The sequence below is a fragment of the Thiobacillus sp. SCN 63-57 genome, from assembly GCF_001725555.1.
Taxonomy (GTDB): domain Bacteria; phylum Pseudomonadota; class Gammaproteobacteria; order Burkholderiales; family Thiobacillaceae; genus Thiobacillus.
This window is the reverse complement of record NZ_MEGP01000025.1, coordinates 83,364-100,969: the sequence shown is the minus strand read 5'-3', so window position 1 is coordinate 100,969 and position 17,606 is coordinate 83,364. Positions and strand designations below refer to the sequence as shown.

Genomic DNA, 17,606 nt, shown 5'->3' with positions numbered 1-17,606 from the left:
TCGCCCACGTCGTGGTGTGGCGCGCCGATGGAGTCCTGGAGACACACAATAGCTTCTTAAGATTCCAGCGCGAGAAGAGCCAAGATATCCCTCCTCACCCACCGTTACAGGCACACTCCCCCATTCAAGGTATTGCAGTGTGACTTCACCTTACGCCTGCCGAACATTCCAAAAGCCTGAAGCTGCAGTTATCAAGTCAAGATAGTCGTTATGCCGCCTGCGAGTTCACCCGGCCATTCTCTAAGACGATTCCGCATAAGGGCGCGCCGATGGATGCTGCCGATAGTTCTTGAGTCATTTCAGTAAGTGCTTCAGGATGCAACGCCAATTTAATGGCCACGTCCACGAAAGCCCGCAAACATGCCGGATTCATGTTTTGCCTATTCACGGACCCTAGCAAAATAAAAAACCCCAAGGCCTGAGCCTTGGGGTTTTCACTCATGCGTACTGCGATCGATCAGGCTTGCTTGCGGCGACGCAGGCTAACACCCAATCCGACCAGACCCAGACCCATCAGCGCGATGCTGGTCGGCTCAGGCACACCGAACACCACGTCCTGCGAACCATTGATAGTCTGCGTGCCAGCCACCACGAAGGAGTTCAACTGACCCGATTCGAACGAAACGTTGTAGAAGGGCACCGGAGCAGTGAAATACTGCGAGCCGAGCGCCGTCAGCAGGAAGCTGGTCGACGTACCGAAGCTGCCGCAGTTGATGCCGCCGTTCTTACATGAACTCAGCGTGGGATCAAGCGTACCCGTGCCACCAAACAAGGCGCCAGATGCAATCAGGTAGTCCGGATCGCCAGTATTCCCTGTTGTCCAGGCACCCGCCCCTGTCGCAGGCGCGGTAAAGCTTGTGTTGGCATCGGGGTCGATCCAGACATTCAGGCTGCCACCCGGATTGAAGTTGAAGGTTGTAATGCCAGCCCCATTTGTAGAGTAGGTACCGGTTCCTTGCAGCAACGCATAAAGTCCATAACCACTGGAGCCAAAGCTGCCAAGTTGGGTGGTAAGCGGGGTCGTCCCATCATTTGCAACATATTGACCAGCTTGCCATTTGATGGAAGTGGCAAAGTTGCCTGCGCCGTCGAAGCTCACTACTTCGACATAGTTACCGGTAATTTTGTCTGCGGTAAACGTATTCACAACGCTTCCAGGCACGGAGCCTTCCGACACTTGGAAATCGTTAAACACGGCAGCCATGGAGCCGGCACTTGCCGTGGCCATCGCTGCAACCAAACTTGCTTGCACCAATTTCATATTGAATTTCATTTCGTGCTCCTTGAGTTGACTTCTGATCTGGGCATTCGCCTTCCTTGCCTTGGCCAACATAAAGCACAGCGTGTGCCAGTTAAAAAATGTCTATACGTATCAACATATTATGCAAATCCACCTTGGGCATCACAAGGCGAAATGTAAAAAAAACCGACACCCGTCAAATAAGGTAGTGCGGTTGCTCGAGGCGACCTCCACCGGAAAGGATTGCAGTGGCTTGAGGCAGGCCGGGCGCACCCGTGCTGGTCGGATGCAACGGGCGAATCAGTGACGCGCGCGTGACAGGCGCCAGTTGACGTACGCAATCGCCAACTGCTGGAGCGGATGAGCATTGCCGCCTGGGCGCCAGACGTGCTTCAGTTTGCCGGTGTAGGCGTCGAACTGCATGCTGTGGGGCACAGCACGGACCTTACCGCGGCCCAGCAGGATCTTCAGGGCCTCGGTACCGGCCATCCCTGCGCACAACTGGCATGCCAAGCCAGTCGACGGGACACGCTGGGCCTTGAAGTCGACGATTTCGGGATAAACCAGATAGCCGCGGTGGAGCAGAGCGGGGGCCAGTCCGACCAGGAAACGGGTCGGCCATTCGTCCTCGGGTGTGCCCTCCAGCCGAAAATAATCGTCGAAACTGGGGCCGTCCGGCAGGAAATTGAGCACGGCCGCGCCCATGCCAAGCGGAACGGCGAAGGTGATAGGGATGCCGCGGGCACGGCAGGCATCGTAGACCAGGCGGCGAGCCGGAAAAACAAAGTAATCCAGGCCATCCACGTACAGGTCGACGCCGTCCAGGAATGCGTCCACATTCTGCGGCTGCACCCCTTCGTCGAATACCTGAATATCCAGTTCGGGATTGATCTCGCGTGCCAGTCCAGCCATGACCCGCGCTTTGGGCTGACCCAGGCTGCCCAGGCTGGCCCCTGCCTGCCGGTTGAAATTCACTAGGGCAAAATCGTCGAGGTCGGCCACGTGGAATTTTCCAATACCCAGACGGGCCAGCGTCAGCAGATGCACGCCGCCCGCCCCTCCCAGCCCGGCAATGGCAATTTTCTTGCCGCGCAGCAGGGTTTGCTCATGCGGCGTTAACCAGCCGATATTACGACTAAACGCTTCGTGGTAATCGAAGGAGGGCACGCCAGTCGAGTTCAGGTTTCCTCCCGCAGCAAGCGCCCAAGGATGCCTTCCTGGTCATGTGCCGAGAAAAAATACGGATAGAGGCTACGATCCTTGGCGGCCTTGCCCTTGCCGCCAAGCGTCTCGATCTGTTTCCGCATGTAATCCAGTTCCAGATGCATCAGCAACACCGGAAAATTGACCCGGTTGTTCATTTTCTCCTCGCCAATCTGCTTGAAGCCCAACATCCTTTCATAGAAGGCCTTGTGGCGGGGCACGATTTCGATGATGGCATCGGTACATTCGTGGATCACGCCATACAGATATGCGATATGGATAAGGCTGGCGAGCAGTTGCTTGGAGCCGATATTCTCGTCGATGGCAAGCTTGCTGAGTTCGCCGACCCGCTTGCCCTGCGCGCGGAGCGTATCGATTTCAGGCTTGTAGATTTCGTCGGCCAGCATGCCTTCTTCCGAGTCATAGCCGACGGTAACGGTCCCGACGATTTTTTCCTGGTGGAACGACAGAATCGTGATGCGATTGGGGTATTTTTTCAGTTGTGCCTTGGGAAAACCGCGCCAAGCATAGCGTTTCTGCACCAGCATGCTGGCATGATTGAACACCTCGTCCTGCTGCGCAAAGCGCAGCTTGAAGAGTTTTTCGCCCAGACGCTCTTCCTGGGTTTCGGGCTCCCCTTCCGACAACGGGCTCAAATCCTTGAGGCGGTAGGGCGACTCAAAGCTGATGATGGTTTTGTCAAAATCATCAGCGATGCTCCGGCCACGCCCGATCAACTTACTCAAACTCAGCGTCACCTTGCGCTCCTGACATACCGGGGAAAATCCATTCCCCACCTGCTTTCTATCGGCCCCTATGACACGAAAGTTTAGGTTCCGGCACGCAACCAGTGTGCGGCGTCGCGCGCAAAATACGTCAACACGCCATCCGCTCCCGCACGTTTGAAGGCCATCAAGGCCTCCAGCACACAGGCCCGCTCATCCAGCCAGCCATTTTGTACCGCTGCCTTCAACATAGCGTATTCGCCGCTGACCTGATAGGCGTAGGTCGGCGCCCCGTAGGCATCCTTGACCCGGCGAATGACGTCCAGATATGGCAGCCCCGGCTTCACCATGATCATATCGGCGCCTTCCTGCAAGTCCATGCCGACTTCCCACAGGGCTTCATCGCTGTTGGCTGGGTCCATCTGATACGTGGTTTTGTTGCCCTTACCCAAGTTGGCAGCCGATCCGACGGCATCGCGGAACGGCCCGTAAAAACTGGAAGCATATTTGGCAGCATAGGCCAGGATGCGAGTATGGATATGTCCTGCCTCTTCGAGCGTGGCGCGGAGTGCCGCAACCCGCCCATCCATCATGTCGGAGGGGGCCACCACGTCAGCGCCCGCCTGGGCATGGGTCACGGCCTGCCGTGCCAGCACGGCCACCGTTTCGTCGTTCATGACGTAGCCGCTGTCGTCGAGCAGCCCATCCTGGCCATGACTGGTATAGGGGTCGAGCGCGATATCGGTGATGATACCCAACTCGGGAAAGCGATCTTTCAGTGCGGCCACGGTCCTCGGCACCAAGCCCGCGGGATTGAACGCCTCTTCCGCTCCCAGGGTCTTCAAGCCGGCATCGATCACCGGAAATAGCGCCAGCGCGGGAATCCCCAATTTCAGGCAGTCCTCGGCGACCGGCATCAATAAATCGAGCGATAGCCGCTCGACACCCGGCATCGAACTCACTGCCTCGCGCTTGTTCTGGCCTTCCAGAATAAATACCGGATAGATAAAATCGTTAGGCGTAAGTGTGTGCTCACGCATCAGGCGCCGGGAAAAATCGTCGCGTCGCATGCGCCGCATCCGGCGGGCTGGGAATTGGCCAAATGGCAGATTCACAAAGTTCTCCAAAAAATTTGTGGGTGGCTGGAACTATTTCAGCCCAGGGTTGCTCTACGGAATAGACGGTCTCGTATCGTCTCCCGCTTCTCCTCCCTGAGCGGGATGCCTTAATCCCCTTAAGGCATTTTTTAGCCCCGATCCCTCCCTTGGTCGGGGCTTTTTTGTTGGGCGTCGCCAGGCACCGGGTTAGGGCCGGTCGTGACCGGGTGTGCATGGCCAAGCCAGCCTTCGATCAAAGCGGCGGCTTCTTCAGCACCCAAGCGGGAGAGGCTTGAGAACAGTTGCACAGTGATGCACGCTTGCGACAAGAGTTCCTGCTTGACACGGCGCAACGTCAATGCCTTCTCACTGTTCGAAAGTTTGTCAGCCTTCGACAGCAATATATGTACGGGCTTGCCCGTAGGCGTAAACCAGTCGAGCATCTGCCGGTCCAGCGGCGTAAGCGGGTGGCGCGCGTCCATGATCAGCACCATGCCGACCAGCGCTTCACGCTCCTGCAGATAACGCGACAGCAGGCCTTCCCATTTTGCTTTCACTTCCGGCGGCACTTTCGCATAGCCGTAGCCGGGCAGATCGACCAGATAGGTGTCGGCATCCAGTTCGAAAAAATTGATAAGCTGCGTCCGCCCTGGCGTTTTGGACGTAAACGCCAGACGGTTTTTACGCGTTAACAGATTGATCGCACTGGATTTTCCGGCATTCGATCGCCCGGCAAACGCAATCTCGGCGCGACTGTAGGGCAAATCGCGCAGCTGGGCGACCGAGGTATGGAATTGAGCGCGATTGAGCACGGGCTTGGCAGTCATATTAGTTGCCGCTAAACTACCCGTTTTCCCAAGTTTTGCAAGCTTCAGGAGCTTTTGATGAAACTCGTCGTCTCACTGGTTGCCGCACTGGCCGCCACCTCCGCTTTTGCCAACGAACCTGCTGCGGGCCCGGCCAGCAAAGGCGATCCCAAGGCGGCTGAAAGCATCGTCAATCAAGTCTGCGCAGGCTGCCACGCGGCGGACGGCAACAGCACCGTCGCGGCCAATCCCAGGCTGGCCGGCCTGAATGCGGAATACATCGACAAGCAACTCACCAACTTCAAGTCGGGTGAGCGCAAAAATGCGGTGATGGGCGGCATCGTCGCCAGTCTCAGTCCGCAGGACATGCTGAACCTGGCGGCCTACTTCAGCGCCCAGCAGCCCAAGCCCGGGACTTCCAAGGATCAGGAACTGGCGCTGCTGGGCCAGAAAATCTTCCGTGGCGGCGTACAAGGCGCTGGCGTGCCGGCGTGCGCATCCTGCCACGGCCCGCAGGGCAAGGGCGTCCCCGTCCAGTTTCCGCGCCTGGCCGGACAGCACAGCGAATACATTTACGCACAGCTGAACAATTTCCGCCTAGAGACGCGTGCCAACGACGGCGCCAAGATGATGCGCACCATCGCGGCGAAGATGACGGATGCTGACATGAAAGCCGTGGCTGCTTATATTCAGGGCTTGCGTTAAACTTATTGACCGCATCCGAGTCGATGAAAGGGTGACGCAGGTCACCCTTTTTTTTCTGGTGCCCTAGAGGGTATTGCTGCCCCCATGAATTCCACGTCCCCGTCCTTCGGAAAATCCGTATTCGAGCTGTTGAGCTCGATGCGTTTCGCGATCAGCCTGCTGTCCATCCTGGCTGTCGCCTCTATTATCGGGACCGTACTGAAGCAGGCCGAGCCCTACAACAACTACATCATCCAGTTCGGGCCGTTCTGGTTCGAGGCCTATGAAAAACTGGGGTTGTACGATGTCTATCATGCAGCCTGGTTTCTGGTCATCCTGACCTTTCTGGTCGTCTCCACCACCGTCTGTATTTACCGTAATGCACCGAACTTTGCACGCGAAATGAAAAGCTTTCGCGAGCACGTCAGCGAACAATCGCTGAACGCATTCAAGCACAAGCACGAGGCTGCCACGACCCAGACGCCCGAAGCCCTCGCTGCCAGCGTGCAGCACTACCTCGAAGGCCAGGGCTACAAGGTGAAAAACCTACCGCGCGAGGAAGGCGTATTACTCGCCGCCAAAGCTGGCAGTTGGAACCGTCTCGGCTATTTTCTCGCGCATTCGGCCATCGTGATGATCTGCATCGGCGGCCTGATAGACGGCAATCTGGTATTCAAGGTGCAGCAACTGCTGGGCTACAAGAAAATCGAGACCCGCGACATTCCGCAGAGCCAGGTACCGGCAATTTCGCGTCTATCTCCCTCCAATCCGTCGTTTCGCGGGAGCGTGCAGATTCCGGAAGGATCCAGTGCCGACGTGGTTTTTCTGAATGTGGCTGACGGCTATCTGGTTCAGGATCTGCCTTTCACCGTTGCACTCAAGCAATTCCGCATCGAACATTACACGACGGGGCAACCCAAGAATTTCGAGAGCGACCTCGAAATATTCGACCGCTCAGGAAAGAAAATCCGCGATGCGACGATTGCCGTCAACCATCCGTTGATCCAGGACGGTATCGCGATCTACCAGGCCAGCTTTGCCGATGGCGGCACCCGGCTGAGCCTCCGCGGCTGGAACCTGTTTGCGCCTACGGACTCGTCCTTCCCGATCGAAGGCACCGTGCACCAGAATGCCACGCTGACCAGCGTGGCAGGCGACTACACGCTGGAGTTCACCGATTTCCGGCCTTTCAATATCGAGAACATGGGTGGCGACGCCGTCGAGTCCGGCAGCACCATGAGTGTGCTGGGCGGCAGCCCGATCAGCGACAAGAAGCATCTGCGCAACGTCGGCCCCAGCTTCCAGTACAAGCTGCGCGATTCGCGCGGGCAGGCACATGAATTCAGCAATTACATGCTGCCGCTCGAACTCGATGGCCGCTGGTACATGATGTCGGGCGTGCGCGACGCGCCGAACGAGGCCTTCCGTTACATGCGCATGCCCCTCGACGCGGACGGCAACCTCGAGACGTTCATGCGGCTGCGCGGCGCCCTGCTGAATCCCGCATGGCGGCATGAAATCGCGGCCAATTTTGCCCATCAAGCCCTGCCGAAAAATGCGACTGACCCGCAAATCGAGGGCAAGCTGACCAATAGCGCCGCGCAGGTGCTGGCTTTGTTTGCCAAAGGCGGGTTTCAGACCCTGGGCCAGTTCATCGAAACCAACGTACCCGCCGCCGAGCGCGAAAAAGCGGCGGGCACCTATCTGCGCATTCTTGAACTTACGGCATACGAGGCCCTGAGAATCGCCAATCGCCAGGCCCATCTGCCCGAACCCAAGCCCGATGACGCTACCGGCTGGCTGGTACGCGACACGCTCAACAGCGTCAGCGACATGTTTGTCTACGGCGCGCCGATCTACCTGCAGTTGATGCATTATGACGAGGTCAAGGCGAGCGGCCTGCAGCTTACCCGGTCGCCCGGGAAGAACGTGGTCTATTTAGGTTCGTTTTTGCTGACACTCGGCGTATTCTTCATGCTCTTTGTACGCGAACGACGCGTCTGGCTGCGCATCAAACCTGGCCACGCCCTGCTGGCCATGTCATCGGCCAAACACACGATAGACTTCGAAAAAGAGTTTACCCAACACGCCCAGGCGCTCGACACGCTTGCCAAGTAATCCGGAGGTCACAATCATGGAACTCGCCCTGCATCAACCCGCCCCGCTCCTGAAGCGCCTGTCGTGGTTCGACTGGCTGTTCGCTGTCATCATTGCGTCGAGCGGCCTGTTCGCGCTCTCACGTTTCGGCGAATTCATGGATCCGTACGAAAAGGGTATTCTGCTGGCGGCCATTCCGGCGCTGGCGGTATTCGGCTGGTTCTGGAAATCGTTCCGCCCGCTCTTCATCATTGTCGGCGCGGTCAGCCTGTTCGCCATCAGCCAGTACCACGGCAACCTGGCACGCATGGATGAAGCCTTCTTCCTCAAGTACCTGATTTCCAGCCAGGCCGCCATCATGTGGATGTGCGCCTTGTTCGTGCTCGCCACCCTGACCTATTGGGTAGGTTTGCTGGCACGTTCCGCGTTCACGATGAAAACGGCTACCGCGATGACATGGTCTGCCGTCGCACTGGGCTTCATCGGCCTGATGGTGCGCTGGTACGAGTCCTACCTCATCGGCACCGACGTCGGCCATATTCCGGTCTCCAACCTGTACGAAGTGTTCGTACTGTTCTGCCTGATCACCGCGATGCTGTACCTGTATTACGAAGCGCGTTACCAGACGAGGCAGATGGGCGCCTTCGTGCTGCTGGTGATCTCGGCAGCCGTAGGCTTCATCCTGTGGTATGCCCTGGATCGCGGCGCACATGAAATCCAGCCGCTGGTACCGGCACTCAAATCCTGGTGGATGAAGCTGCACGTCCCGGCCAACTTCATCGGATACGGCTCGTTCTCGATTTCCGCCATGCTGGGCGCCGCCTACCTGCTGGCGCAGCGCGGCATCCTCGCCAGCCGTCTGCCCAAGCTGGAAGTGATCGACGACATCATGTACAAATCCATCGCGATCGGCTTCGCCTTCTTCACGATTGCCACCATCCTCGGTGCCATGTGGGCAGCCGAAGCCTGGGGCGGCTATTGGTCGTGGGACCCGAAGGAAACCTGGGCGCTGATCGTGTGGCTCAATTATGCCGCCTGGCTGCACATTCGCCTGGTCAAGGGCCTGCGCGGACCGATGCTCGCATGGTGGGCGCTGGGCGGCCTGCTCGTCACGACGTTCGCCTTCCTCGGCGTGAACATGTTCCTGTCGGGCCTGCATTCCTACGGTACGCTGTAAACAGCCGGCCTGATGGCTGTGTCTCCCCGCGTCCCCCGGCAGTCCAGGCTGCCTGAGCGCCCTGTCCCCATCCTGTTTTCAGGATGGGGAACTTAACGACGCGCCATCCCCTATGCAAAAAAAACTGCTGTATGGCCTCCCCCTGGTCCTGGCTGCGTTGGCGGCGGGAATCTGGCTGGCGCAGACACGCTATGCGCCCAAAACGCCCGCTGCGTCCGCGGTCTCGGGGCTGTGGCAGCTCGGTTTTCCGGATGCGCAAGGACGCCGGCGACCGCTGTCACAATGGCGCGGGCAGGTCGTCGTACTGAATTTCTGGGCCAGTTGGTGTGCACCGTGTCGCGAGGAAATACCGGATTTCGTTGCCCTGCGCAGCCAATATCGGCCCAAAGGCGTGGAATTTGTCGGCATCGCCATCGACAATTCGACCAACGTCGCACAATTCCTGCAACGCGTGTCCGTCAATTATCCGATCCTGATCGGCGAAGGAGCCGCGCATAACCTGGCCCGACAGCTTGGCAATCCGAGCGGCGCGCTCCCGTATACGATCGTGCTCGATCGCGACGGCCATGTCGCATTGAGCCACCTGGGCCGGCTGCCGCGCGCCACGCTCGAACAAGCGCTGGACAAAATCGACTCATAGTTGTGATTTAGCGTCAATATCTAGACAATTTACCCCCATTTACGGCAAACTCGCCGCCATGACGACCAAACGAACCAGCCGCACGTCGGCTAAATCGGTCCCCAGTCTGCGCCCACATGTCCTGGTGTTGCATGGCCCCAATCTCAATTTGCTGGGCAGCCGCGAACCCAAACATTACGGTCTCGCCACGCTCGACGACATCAATCGTGCGTTGGTCAGCCTGGGAGAAGCCTCCGGGGCACACGTCGAAACCTTTCAGCACAACCATGAAGGCGCCCTGATCGACCGGCTGCACGAGGCTGCCCGCGACCACGTGGATTTCATCGTCATCAATCCGGCGGCCTACACCCACACCAGCGTTGCGCTGCGCGACGCACTGGCAGCGACCGCCATTCCATTTGTCGAAGTTCATCTTTCCAATATTCACGCGCGCGAATCCTTCCGCCACCACTCGTATTTCTCCGACCTCGCCGTTGGCGTGGTGTCCGGTCTGGGCGCGCACGGCTACGAACTGGCGCTGGAATATGCGCTGCGTCACCTTCAAAACAGGACCCCCCATGGATCTCAGAAAACTGAAAAAGCTCATTGACCTGGTCGAAGCCTCGGGCATTGCCGAGCTGGAAATCACCGAGGGCGAAGAAAAAGTCCGCATCGCCAAAAGCATCGCCGGCGCGCCGATGATGATGGCGCACGCACCGCAAATGATACAGACGGCCGCCCCGGTCGCGGCCCTCCCCGTCGCGGCCCCGGTGGAAGACGCTGTCCCCGAGGGGCATGTCGTGCGTTCCCCTATGGTCGGCACCTTCTACCGCGCTCCGGCGCCCGGTTCCAAAAACTTTGCCGAGGTCGGCCAGAATGTGAATGCCGGCGACACGCTGTGCATCATCGAGGCAATGAAGTTGCTGAACGAGATCGAGGCGGATCAGGGTGGCGTCATCAAGGCCATCCTGGTCGAAAATGGTCAGCCGGTGGAATACGGCGAACCCTTGTTTGTGATTGCTTGAGGAAAGGATTCAGAGGCCAGGGTCAGGGATTCAGGGTCAGGGAAGATGCTTCATGCCTCGTTCATTTGACGCGGCAATGCCGCGCATCCCCTGAATCCTGAATCCTGAATCCTGCCTCTCCCCCTAAACCATGTTTGAAAAAATCCTCATCGCCAACCGCGGAGACCAGCTGCCGTCAGGCAGCGCAGCGGCGAAGCCAAAACGCGCAACGGCCGAAGGCCGTCAGGGCGATTTCGCCGCGGAGAACCCAAATGTTTGAAAAGATTCTGATTGCAAACCGCGGCGAAATCGCCCTGCGTATCCAGCGCGCCTGCCGCGAAATGGGCATCAAGACGGTCGCTGTGTATTCCGAAGCCGACCGCGACGCCAAGTATGTGAAGCTGGCCGACGAATCGGTTTGCATCGGCCCGGCGCCCTCGGCACAGAGCTATCTGCACGTGCCCTCGATCATCGCCGCCGCCGAAGTCACCGATGCCGCCGCCATCCATCCCGGCTACGGTTTCCTGTCGGAAAATGCCGACTTCGCCGAGCGCGTGGAATCGTCCGGCTTCACCTTCATCGGCCCACGTCCCGACAATATCCGCCTGATGGGCGACAAGGTCGCCGCCAAACAGGCGATGCTCGAAGCCAAGGTGCCGTGCGTGCCCGGCTCCGACGGCGCCTTGTCCGACGATCCCGACGAGATCGTCCGGACCGCCGCCCGTATCGGCTACCCGGTCATCATCAAGGCAGCCGGCGGCGGCGGCGGCCGCGGTATGCGCGTCGTGCATACTGAAGCCGCGTTGCTGAACGCCGTCACCATGACCAAGACCGAAGCTGGGGCGGCTTTCGGCAATCCCATGGTCTACATGGAAAAATTTCTGCAGACCCCGCGCCACATCGAAATCCAGATCCTCGCCGATGAACACGGCAACGCCGTTCACCTGGGTGAACGCGACTGCTCGATGCAGCGCCGCCACCAGAAGGTGCTGGAAGAGGCGCCGGCCCCCGGGCTCGACGCCAAGCTCCGAGACAAGATCGGCGAACGCTGTGCCGAAGCCTGCCGCAAGATCGGCTACCGCGGCGCCGGCACCTTCGAGTTCCTCTACGAGAACGGCGAGTTCTATTTCATCGAGATGAACACCCGGGTACAGGTCGAGCATCCGGTGACCGAGCTCATCACCGGCATCGACATCGTGCAGACGCAGATCCGCGTCGCTGCTGGCGAGAAACTGCCGTGGAAACAGAAGGACATCACCTTCAAGGGCCATGCCGTCGAATGCCGCATCAACGCCGAGCATCCGACGACCTTCGTCCCCAGCCCCGGCAAGCTGACCAACTACCATGCGCCCGGCGGTCCTGGCATCCGCGTCGATTCGCATGTCTACCACGGCTACTACGTGCCACCGCATTACGACTCGATGATCGGCAAGCTGATCGCCTACGGCGATACCCGCGACCAGGCCATCGCCCGCATGCGCGGTGCGCTGATGGAAATGGTGGTCGAGGGTATCCACAGCAATATCCCGCTGCACCAGGAACTGATGAACGATGCGGCTTTCATCGCCGGCGGCACCAGCATCCATTATCTGGAGCACAAGCTGGCGGGAGAGAAGCGTGAGGGGTGAGGCGTAAGGAGTGAGGCGCAGTCCTCTCTCCACGCACCGCCATCCCGCCTAACCCCTCACGCCTCACCCCTATGCCCTGGCAATCCGTTCGCATCCTCGTCGAATCCAAACAGGCCGAGCCATTGTCCGACGCGCTGATGGATGTGGGTGCGCTATCGGTGTCGCTGGAAGACGCCGACGCCGGTACGGTGGACGAAACCCCGCTGTTCGGCGAACCGGATCATCCGACTGCCGAATTGTGGCCGCACAGTATCGCGGTGGTACTGCTGGACGAAGATGCCGACGTGGCGGAAACGCTGGCTGCTGCGGCAAAACAGGCTGGCATTCCCGCTCCGACCGACTACACGGTCGATACCGTGGCCGAGCAGGACTGGGTACGCCTCACGCAATCGCAGTTCGATCCCATCCCGATCTCGCCGCGCCTGTGGATCGTGCCGACTTGGCACGACGCGCCAGACAGCCGCGCAATCAACCTCAAGCTCGATCCCGGCCTGGCATTCGGTACCGGCAGCCATCCCACCACGCGTCTGTGCCTGCGCTGGCTGGATACGCAGCTCGCCGGCGGTGAAACGCTGCTGGACTATGGTTGCGGCTCCGGCATTCTCGCCATCGCAGCGGTCAAGCTGGGCGCCGTGCGCGTCGACGGCGTCGACATCGATACCCAGGCCGTCGACGCATCGCGCGACAACGCCGCGCTGAACGAGGTTTCCGCCCATTTCTGCCTGCCCGGCGAACTCGCACCGGGCCAATATGACGTCGTCGTCGCCAACATCCTCACCAATCCGCTCAAGGGCATGGCGCCGCTGTTGGCCGGCCGGGTACGCGCCGGCGGACGGCTGGTGTTGTCCGGCATCCTGGCCGAACAGGCCGACGAGGTCATGGCGGTCTACCGCGACTGGTTTGACTTCCAAGCGCCCGTCGTCGATGAAGGCTGGGTGCGTCTGGCTGGCGTCAAGCGGTGAATTACCGCACCACCTGTCCGCACTGCGCCAGCGTATTCCGTCTCGGCACAGACCAGCTCGACGCCGCGCAGGGCTGGGTACAATGCAGCGTGTGCGGCACGGCCTTCGATGCGCGGCTGAGCCTGCTCATGGAAGACGGCTCGCCGCTGCCACAGCCAGAACCCGAGCTGGTCGAACCGCCTCCGCAGCCTGAAACCCACCCGTCTGCCGAACAAGAAGCCACGACTGCCGACACCCCGGACACGGCCGACGAGGCACCACCTGCCGCACCGTTGCCAGAAGAGGAAAGCATTGCGGTTGCCGACACCCCACGCGGGATCGTCCAGCGCGAGACATCGTTCGACCTGGATTCGATCATACTGATCGACCCGGACATTCCGGTTCCGGACGACCCCGGTCCACTGCCGCAGATCCACACCACCCCTGGTTATCCGCCCGAACCCGCCACACCCCTGCGCCGGTCCACCGCTGCTGAAGCGCCCCCCGCCGCCCGCATCGAATATGCCTCCCCGATGCCCGGCAAGGCACGCATACCGTCCTCGCCCCGCCGCCTCAGTCCCTGGGTGTGGGGAACGGCGAGCCTGTTGCTGCTTGTCGTGCTGCTGGCACAAACCACTTATTTTCTGCGCGACACCCTGGTGAGCCGGCTGCCGCAAACCCGACCCGCACTCGAACAAGCCTGCGCAGCGCTCGGCTGCACACTTTCGCTTCCCAAAAACCTGGCGCTGCTGCAGATCGTCGGCTCCGACCTGCAAACCGAGGCCAGCGGGCGCCTCAAACTCACGCTTACCCTGGGCAACCGCGCCAATCATGTCCAGGCTTGGCCGGTACTCGTGCTGACCCTGACCGACCAGCACAACCGTCCGCTCGCGCGCCGCAGCTTCGCCCCCAGCGAGTACCTTGGCGACGCCCAGCGCATTGCCGCGGGCATTCCCGCGCGCAGCGAACAGCCCCTGAGCCTGCCACTGACCGTGCACGACCTGACGCCGATGGGCTTCAACCTGCAACTGACGTATTGATATAGCGTCAAGCTAGCCGGCCCAGCGCTTCTTCGGTATAGTGCGCACTCCCGTTGCGGGAGAGCGCATGAACATCGTGCCGCCGAAGGCGTAACCCACCCGGAATCGCTCAGGCAAAAGGACCGCAACAACCGGAACACTCTGGAGAGCGCAGTCGCGAATTGGATCAGATCCGCGCAACTGCCACCGAAGGGGCAGCAGCCCGCTGGTTCATTGGATCAGCCGCTGTAATCTCTCAGGTACCAAGGACAGAGGGGTGGAGCGCATCCTCGCTTCACCCTTTTTTATTTTTGGTGCCCCATGCTCAAACAAACCCCGCTCAACGCCACTCACCGCGAACTCGGCGCCAAGATGGTCGACTTCGGCGGCTGGGACATGCCGGTCAACTACGGCTCGCAGATCGAGGAACACCACACCGTGCGTTCCGGATGCGGCCTGTTCGACGTCTCCCACATGCTGCCGCTCGACATCCGCGGTGCCAATGTGCGCGCCTTCCTGCGACGGCTGGTCGCCAACAACGTCGACAAATTGCAGGTCTCGGGCAAGGCGCTGTATTCCTGCATGCTCAACGAGGCCGGCGGCGTCATCGACGACCTCATCATCTACTTCATGGACGAATCCTGGTTCCGCCTGGTGGTCAACGCCGGCACCGCGGAGAAGGATCTCGCCTGGATGGAAAAGCAAAACGCCGACTGGGACATGGGCCTCACACTGACGCCGCGCCGCGACCTCGCGATGATCGCGATCCAGGGCCCCGACGCCACGCGCGTCCTCAACGAAGCCCTGCCCGGCGTCGACCAGATCACGGCCAGCCTCAAGCCTTTCAACGCTGCCGCCATGGGCGAGATGTTCATTGCCCGCACCGGCTACACCGGCGAGGACGGCTTCGAGGTGATGGTGCTGGCGAAGTCCGCGCCCTTCTTCTGGAAGGCGCTGATGGAAGCCGGCGGCAAGCCGATCGGCCTCGGCGCGCGCGACACGTTGCGCCTGGAAGCGGGGATGAACCTCTACGGCCAGGACATGGACGAGACCACCTCGCCGCTGGAATCCGGCCTGGCGTGGACGGTGGACCTGAAGACCGAGCGCGACTTCGTCGGCCGCAAGGCGCTCGAGGCAAGCGAAGTCACGAAGCAGCTTGCCGGCCTCGTGCTGCTCGACAAGGGCGTGCTGCGCAGCCATCAGAAAGTGCTGACGAAAAATGGAGACGGCGAAATCACCTCCGGCACGTTTTCGCCTACGATGCAGCAATCGATCGCGCTCGCCCGCATCCCGCTCGGCATCGCCCCGGGCGAGGAAGTCGAAGTCGAGATCCGCGACAAGAAACTGAAAGCCAAAGTGGTGAAGTATCCGTTCGTGCGCAACGGCAAAGTTTTAATTTCGTGAGGCGTGAGGCGTGAGGGGTCAGGTGCATAGCAACCGCTTCTCACGCCTTACCCCTAACCCCTTACCTGGAGAAACCATGAGCATTCCCGCTGACCTCAAATACACCCCCAGCCACGAATGGGTGCGCGTCGAAGCCGACGGCACGTTGACCGTGGGCATCACCCATCACGCGCAGGATCTGCTCGGCGACATGGTCTTTATCGAAAATCCGGCCACCGGCCGCACGCTTGCCAAGGGCGAGGAATGCGCCGTGGTCGAGTCGGTCAAGGCCGCATCCGACGTCTACGCGCCCGTGGCCGGCGAAGTGATTGCTGCCAATGGCGACGTGGAATCCAGCCCCGAGTCCGTGAACAAGGACGCCTACAGTGCCTGCCTGGATGTTCAAGCTCAAGCCCACCAATGCCGGCGATGTCGCCGAACTGCTCGACGCCGCGGCTTACCAGAAGCTGGTCGAGTCCGAAGCGCATTGATGACGGTGAGGCGTGAGGGGTAAGGCGTCAGGAACCCCCTCTTGCGCCAGCGCATTCCTCACCCCTAACCCCTATCACCTCTCCCCAATAAAATGCCCTTCATCCCCCACACTGAAGAAGACGTCTCTGCCATGCTTGGCGCCATCGGCGCCAAAAGCATCGAAGACCTGTTCGACGAAATCCCGCCCGCACTGAAGACCGGCAAGCTCAAGGACGTGCCCGACGGCCTGCCCGAGATGGCAGTAACGCGACTGATGCAGGAACGCGCGTCGCAGGACGGCTTCTGGTCCAACTTCATCGGCGCCGGTGTCTACGAGCACCACATTCCACGCGCGGCGAGTTCTACTCCGCCTACACGCCCTACCAGGCCGAAGCGAGCCAGGGCACGCTGCAGCTGATCTACGAATACCAGACCATGATGACCCGGCTGACCGGGCTCGACGTCTCGAACGCCTCGCTCTATGACGGTGCCTCGGCGCTGGCCGAAGCAGTGCTGATGGCGGTCCGCTCGCACAAGACCTCGCGCCGCGTGCTGGTGCCGAAGACGGTGCACCCGATCTATCGCCGCGTGGTCGACACCACGGTCAGGAACCAGGGCATCGAACTGGTCGAGCTCGACTACGACGCTGCTACAGGAAAAACGGTGCTGCCGGCCGACCCGGGTGCCTTCGCCGGACTGGTGATCCCGCAGCCCAACTTCTTCGGCGTGCTGGAAGATGTCCACGCCATGACCGACTGGGCGCATGAGAAAGGCGCGCTGGCGATCGCACTGGTCAACCCGACCACGCTGGCGGTGCTGGAAGCACCCGGCAAGTGGGGCGGCCAGAATAATCAAATCGTGGGCGCCGACATCGCCGTCGGCGAAGGCCAGCCGCTGGGCGCGCCGATGGCCTCGGGCGGCCCCTATTTCGGCTTCATGTGCTGCCGCCAGGAGTTCGTGCGGCAGATGCCCGGGCGCATCGTCGGCCGTACCGTCGACCTCGACGGCAAGCCGGGTTTCGCGCTGACGCTGCAGGCACGCGAGCAGCATATCCGCCGTTCCAAGGCCACCTCCAACATCTGCACCAATCAGGGCCTGGTGGTCACCGCGGCGACGCAGTACATGTCGCTGCTGGGACCGCAGGGTTTGGCGAAAGTCGCTGCCAACAGCCACGCCAACACCGTGGCGCTGGCCGACAAGCTCGCAGCGATTCCCGGCGTCACACGCGCATTCGCTTCGCCCTTCTTCCACGAAGTGGTGTTGAAGCTCAACGACAATACCCTGAAGGGCACAAGCGCGCGTGACGTGCTGCGCGCACTGCGTGCGCAGGGCATCCTTGGCGGACTGGACATCTCCGGCTGGTATCCCGAACTCGGACAGGCAATCCTGGTGTGCGTCACCGAAACCAAGACCGCAGCGGATCTCGACCACTACGCGCAACAAATGGAACGTATCCTGTCGAAACGGCGCGAAGCCCCGCCGTGTGCGTACAAGAGCTGATTGGAGTCAAGC

Annotated in this window: 16 protein-coding genes, 2 pseudogenes and 1 riboswitch; of the genes and pseudogenes, 12 read left to right on the top strand and 6 right to left on the bottom strand. The window is 60.5% G+C overall.

Features of this window, described 5'->3' with window-relative positions; translation table 11 throughout:
- Positions 1-208: 208 nt before the first annotated feature.
- The 6 genes from ABT23_RS11455 to yihA all read right to left on the bottom strand — a co-directional run bounded on the left by ABT23_RS11455 (position 209) and on the right by yihA (position 5,092).
- Positions 209-442, bottom strand: coding sequence for a hypothetical protein (locus ABT23_RS11455; RefSeq protein WP_296635258.1), 234 nt, complete (start codon positions 440-442; stop codon positions 209-211).
- A 15-nt stretch (positions 443-457) separates the two neighbouring features.
- Positions 458-1,273, bottom strand: a complete 816-nt coding sequence (pepA, locus tag ABT23_RS11450; protein ID WP_296635254.1) for a flocculation-associated PEP-CTERM protein PepA — start codon at positions 1,271-1,273, stop codon at positions 458-460.
- Positions 1,274-1,540: 267 nt separating this feature from the next.
- Complete coding sequence (locus tag ABT23_RS11445; protein WP_296635251.1) at positions 1,541-2,407, bottom strand: ThiF family adenylyltransferase; 867 nt, start codon at positions 2,405-2,407, stop codon at positions 1,541-1,543.
- Between the two features lie 11 nt (positions 2,408-2,418).
- Positions 2,419-3,189: a hypothetical protein gene (locus ABT23_RS11440; protein ID WP_296635247.1), complete on the bottom strand. Its 771-nt coding sequence runs from the start codon at positions 3,187-3,189 to the stop codon at positions 2,419-2,421.
- An 83-nt stretch (positions 3,190-3,272) separates the two neighbouring features.
- Positions 3,273-4,277 (bottom strand): porphobilinogen synthase, encoded by a 1,005-nt coding sequence (hemB, locus tag ABT23_RS11435; protein WP_296635272.1) that lies wholly within the window; start codon positions 4,275-4,277, stop codon positions 3,273-3,275.
- 137 nt (positions 4,278-4,414) lie between these two features.
- Positions 4,415-5,092: a ribosome biogenesis GTP-binding protein YihA/YsxC gene (gene yihA / locus ABT23_RS11430; RefSeq protein WP_296635244.1), complete on the bottom strand. Its 678-nt coding sequence runs from the start codon at positions 5,090-5,092 to the stop codon at positions 4,415-4,417.
- Positions 5,093-5,149: 57 nt separating this feature from the next.
- Between yihA and ABT23_RS11425 the strand changes: the two genes are divergently transcribed.
- The 12 genes and pseudogenes from ABT23_RS11425 to gcvPA all read left to right on the top strand — a co-directional run bounded on the left by ABT23_RS11425 (position 5,150) and on the right by gcvPA (position 17,594).
- Positions 5,150-5,776 (top strand): c-type cytochrome, encoded by a 627-nt coding sequence (locus tag ABT23_RS11425; RefSeq protein ID WP_018509082.1) that lies wholly within the window; start codon positions 5,150-5,152, stop codon positions 5,774-5,776.
- Positions 5,777-5,860: 84 nt separating this feature from the next.
- A complete protein-coding gene (locus ABT23_RS11420; protein ID WP_296635242.1) occupies positions 5,861-7,873 on the top strand; it encodes a cytochrome c biogenesis protein ResB in 2,013 nt (670 codons plus the stop codon).
- 16 nt (positions 7,874-7,889) lie between these two features.
- Positions 7,890-9,029 (top strand): c-type cytochrome biogenesis protein CcsB, encoded by a 1,140-nt coding sequence (gene ccsB, locus ABT23_RS11415; RefSeq protein WP_296635240.1) that lies wholly within the window; start codon positions 7,890-7,892, stop codon positions 9,027-9,029.
- Between the two features lie 112 nt (positions 9,030-9,141).
- A complete protein-coding gene (locus tag ABT23_RS11410) occupies positions 9,142-9,669 on the top strand; it encodes a TlpA disulfide reductase family protein (protein WP_296635238.1) in 528 nt (175 codons plus the stop codon).
- A 58-nt stretch (positions 9,670-9,727) separates the two neighbouring features.
- Complete coding sequence (gene aroQ, locus ABT23_RS11405; protein WP_296635234.1) at positions 9,728-10,258, top strand: type II 3-dehydroquinate dehydratase; 531 nt, start codon at positions 9,728-9,730, stop codon at positions 10,256-10,258.
- Complete coding sequence (gene accB, locus ABT23_RS11400; protein ID WP_296635268.1) at positions 10,227-10,673, top strand: acetyl-CoA carboxylase biotin carboxyl carrier protein; 447 nt, start codon at positions 10,227-10,229, stop codon at positions 10,671-10,673. Before aroQ ends, accB begins: the two co-directional genes overlap by 32 nt.
- Before the next feature lie 251 nt (positions 10,674-10,924).
- A complete protein-coding gene (gene accC, locus ABT23_RS11395; RefSeq protein ID WP_296635231.1) occupies positions 10,925-12,280 on the top strand; it encodes an acetyl-CoA carboxylase biotin carboxylase subunit in 1,356 nt (451 codons plus the stop codon).
- Positions 12,281-12,351: 71 nt separating this feature from the next.
- Complete coding sequence (prmA, locus tag ABT23_RS11390; protein ID WP_296635228.1) at positions 12,352-13,242, top strand: 50S ribosomal protein L11 methyltransferase; 891 nt, start codon at positions 12,352-12,354, stop codon at positions 13,240-13,242.
- The gene (locus tag ABT23_RS11385; RefSeq protein WP_296635221.1) at positions 13,239-14,261 is read left to right on the top strand and encodes a zinc-ribbon and DUF3426 domain-containing protein; all 1,023 of its coding nucleotides are present in this window, start codon (positions 13,239-13,241) and stop codon (positions 14,259-14,261) included. The genes prmA and ABT23_RS11385 overlap by 4 nt, the downstream gene beginning before the upstream one ends.
- Positions 14,262-14,307: 46 nt before the next feature.
- A riboswitch (glycine riboswitch) is annotated at positions 14,308-14,396 on the top strand.
- Positions 14,397-14,561: 165 nt separating this feature from the next.
- Positions 14,562-15,644, top strand: a complete 1,083-nt coding sequence (gcvT, locus tag ABT23_RS11380; protein ID WP_296635219.1) for a glycine cleavage system aminomethyltransferase GcvT — start codon at positions 14,562-14,564, stop codon at positions 15,642-15,644.
- A 76-nt stretch (positions 15,645-15,720) separates the two neighbouring features.
- Positions 15,721-16,114 (top strand): annotated as a pseudogene (gcvH, locus tag ABT23_RS11375) (glycine cleavage system protein GcvH).
- Between the two features lie 92 nt (positions 16,115-16,206).
- Positions 16,207-17,594 (top strand): annotated as a pseudogene (gene gcvPA / locus ABT23_RS11370) (aminomethyl-transferring glycine dehydrogenase subunit GcvPA).
- The last annotated feature ends 12 nt before the right edge of the window (positions 17,595-17,606 follow it).

Coding starts and splice junctions, on each gene's coding strand:
- ABT23_RS11455 (WP_296635258.1), bottom strand. CDS start 442: ATGAGTGAAAACCCCAAGGCTCAGGCCTTGGGGTTTTTTATTTTGCTA.
- pepA (WP_296635254.1), bottom strand. CDS start 1,273: ATGAAATTCAATATGAAATTGGTGCAAGCAAGTTTGGTTGCAGCGATG.
- yihA (WP_296635244.1), bottom strand. CDS start 5,092: ATGACTGCCAAGCCCGTGCTCAATCGCGCTCAATTCCATACCTCGGTC.
- ABT23_RS11425 (WP_018509082.1), top strand. CDS start 5,150: ATGAAACTCGTCGTCTCACTGGTTGCCGCACTGGCCGCCACCTCCGCT.
- ABT23_RS11420 (WP_296635242.1), top strand. CDS start 5,861: ATGAATTCCACGTCCCCGTCCTTCGGAAAATCCGTATTCGAGCTGTTG.
- ccsB (WP_296635240.1), top strand. CDS start 7,890: ATGGAACTCGCCCTGCATCAACCCGCCCCGCTCCTGAAGCGCCTGTCG.
- ABT23_RS11410 (WP_296635238.1), top strand. CDS start 9,142: ATGCAAAAAAAACTGCTGTATGGCCTCCCCCTGGTCCTGGCTGCGTTG.
- aroQ (WP_296635234.1), top strand. CDS start 9,728: ATGACGACCAAACGAACCAGCCGCACGTCGGCTAAATCGGTCCCCAGT.
- accB (WP_296635268.1), top strand. CDS start 10,227: ATGGATCTCAGAAAACTGAAAAAGCTCATTGACCTGGTCGAAGCCTCG.
- accC (WP_296635231.1), top strand. CDS start 10,925: ATGTTTGAAAAGATTCTGATTGCAAACCGCGGCGAAATCGCCCTGCGT.
- prmA (WP_296635228.1), top strand. CDS start 12,352: ATGCCCTGGCAATCCGTTCGCATCCTCGTCGAATCCAAACAGGCCGAG.
- gcvT (WP_296635219.1), top strand. CDS start 14,562: ATGCTCAAACAAACCCCGCTCAACGCCACTCACCGCGAACTCGGCGCC.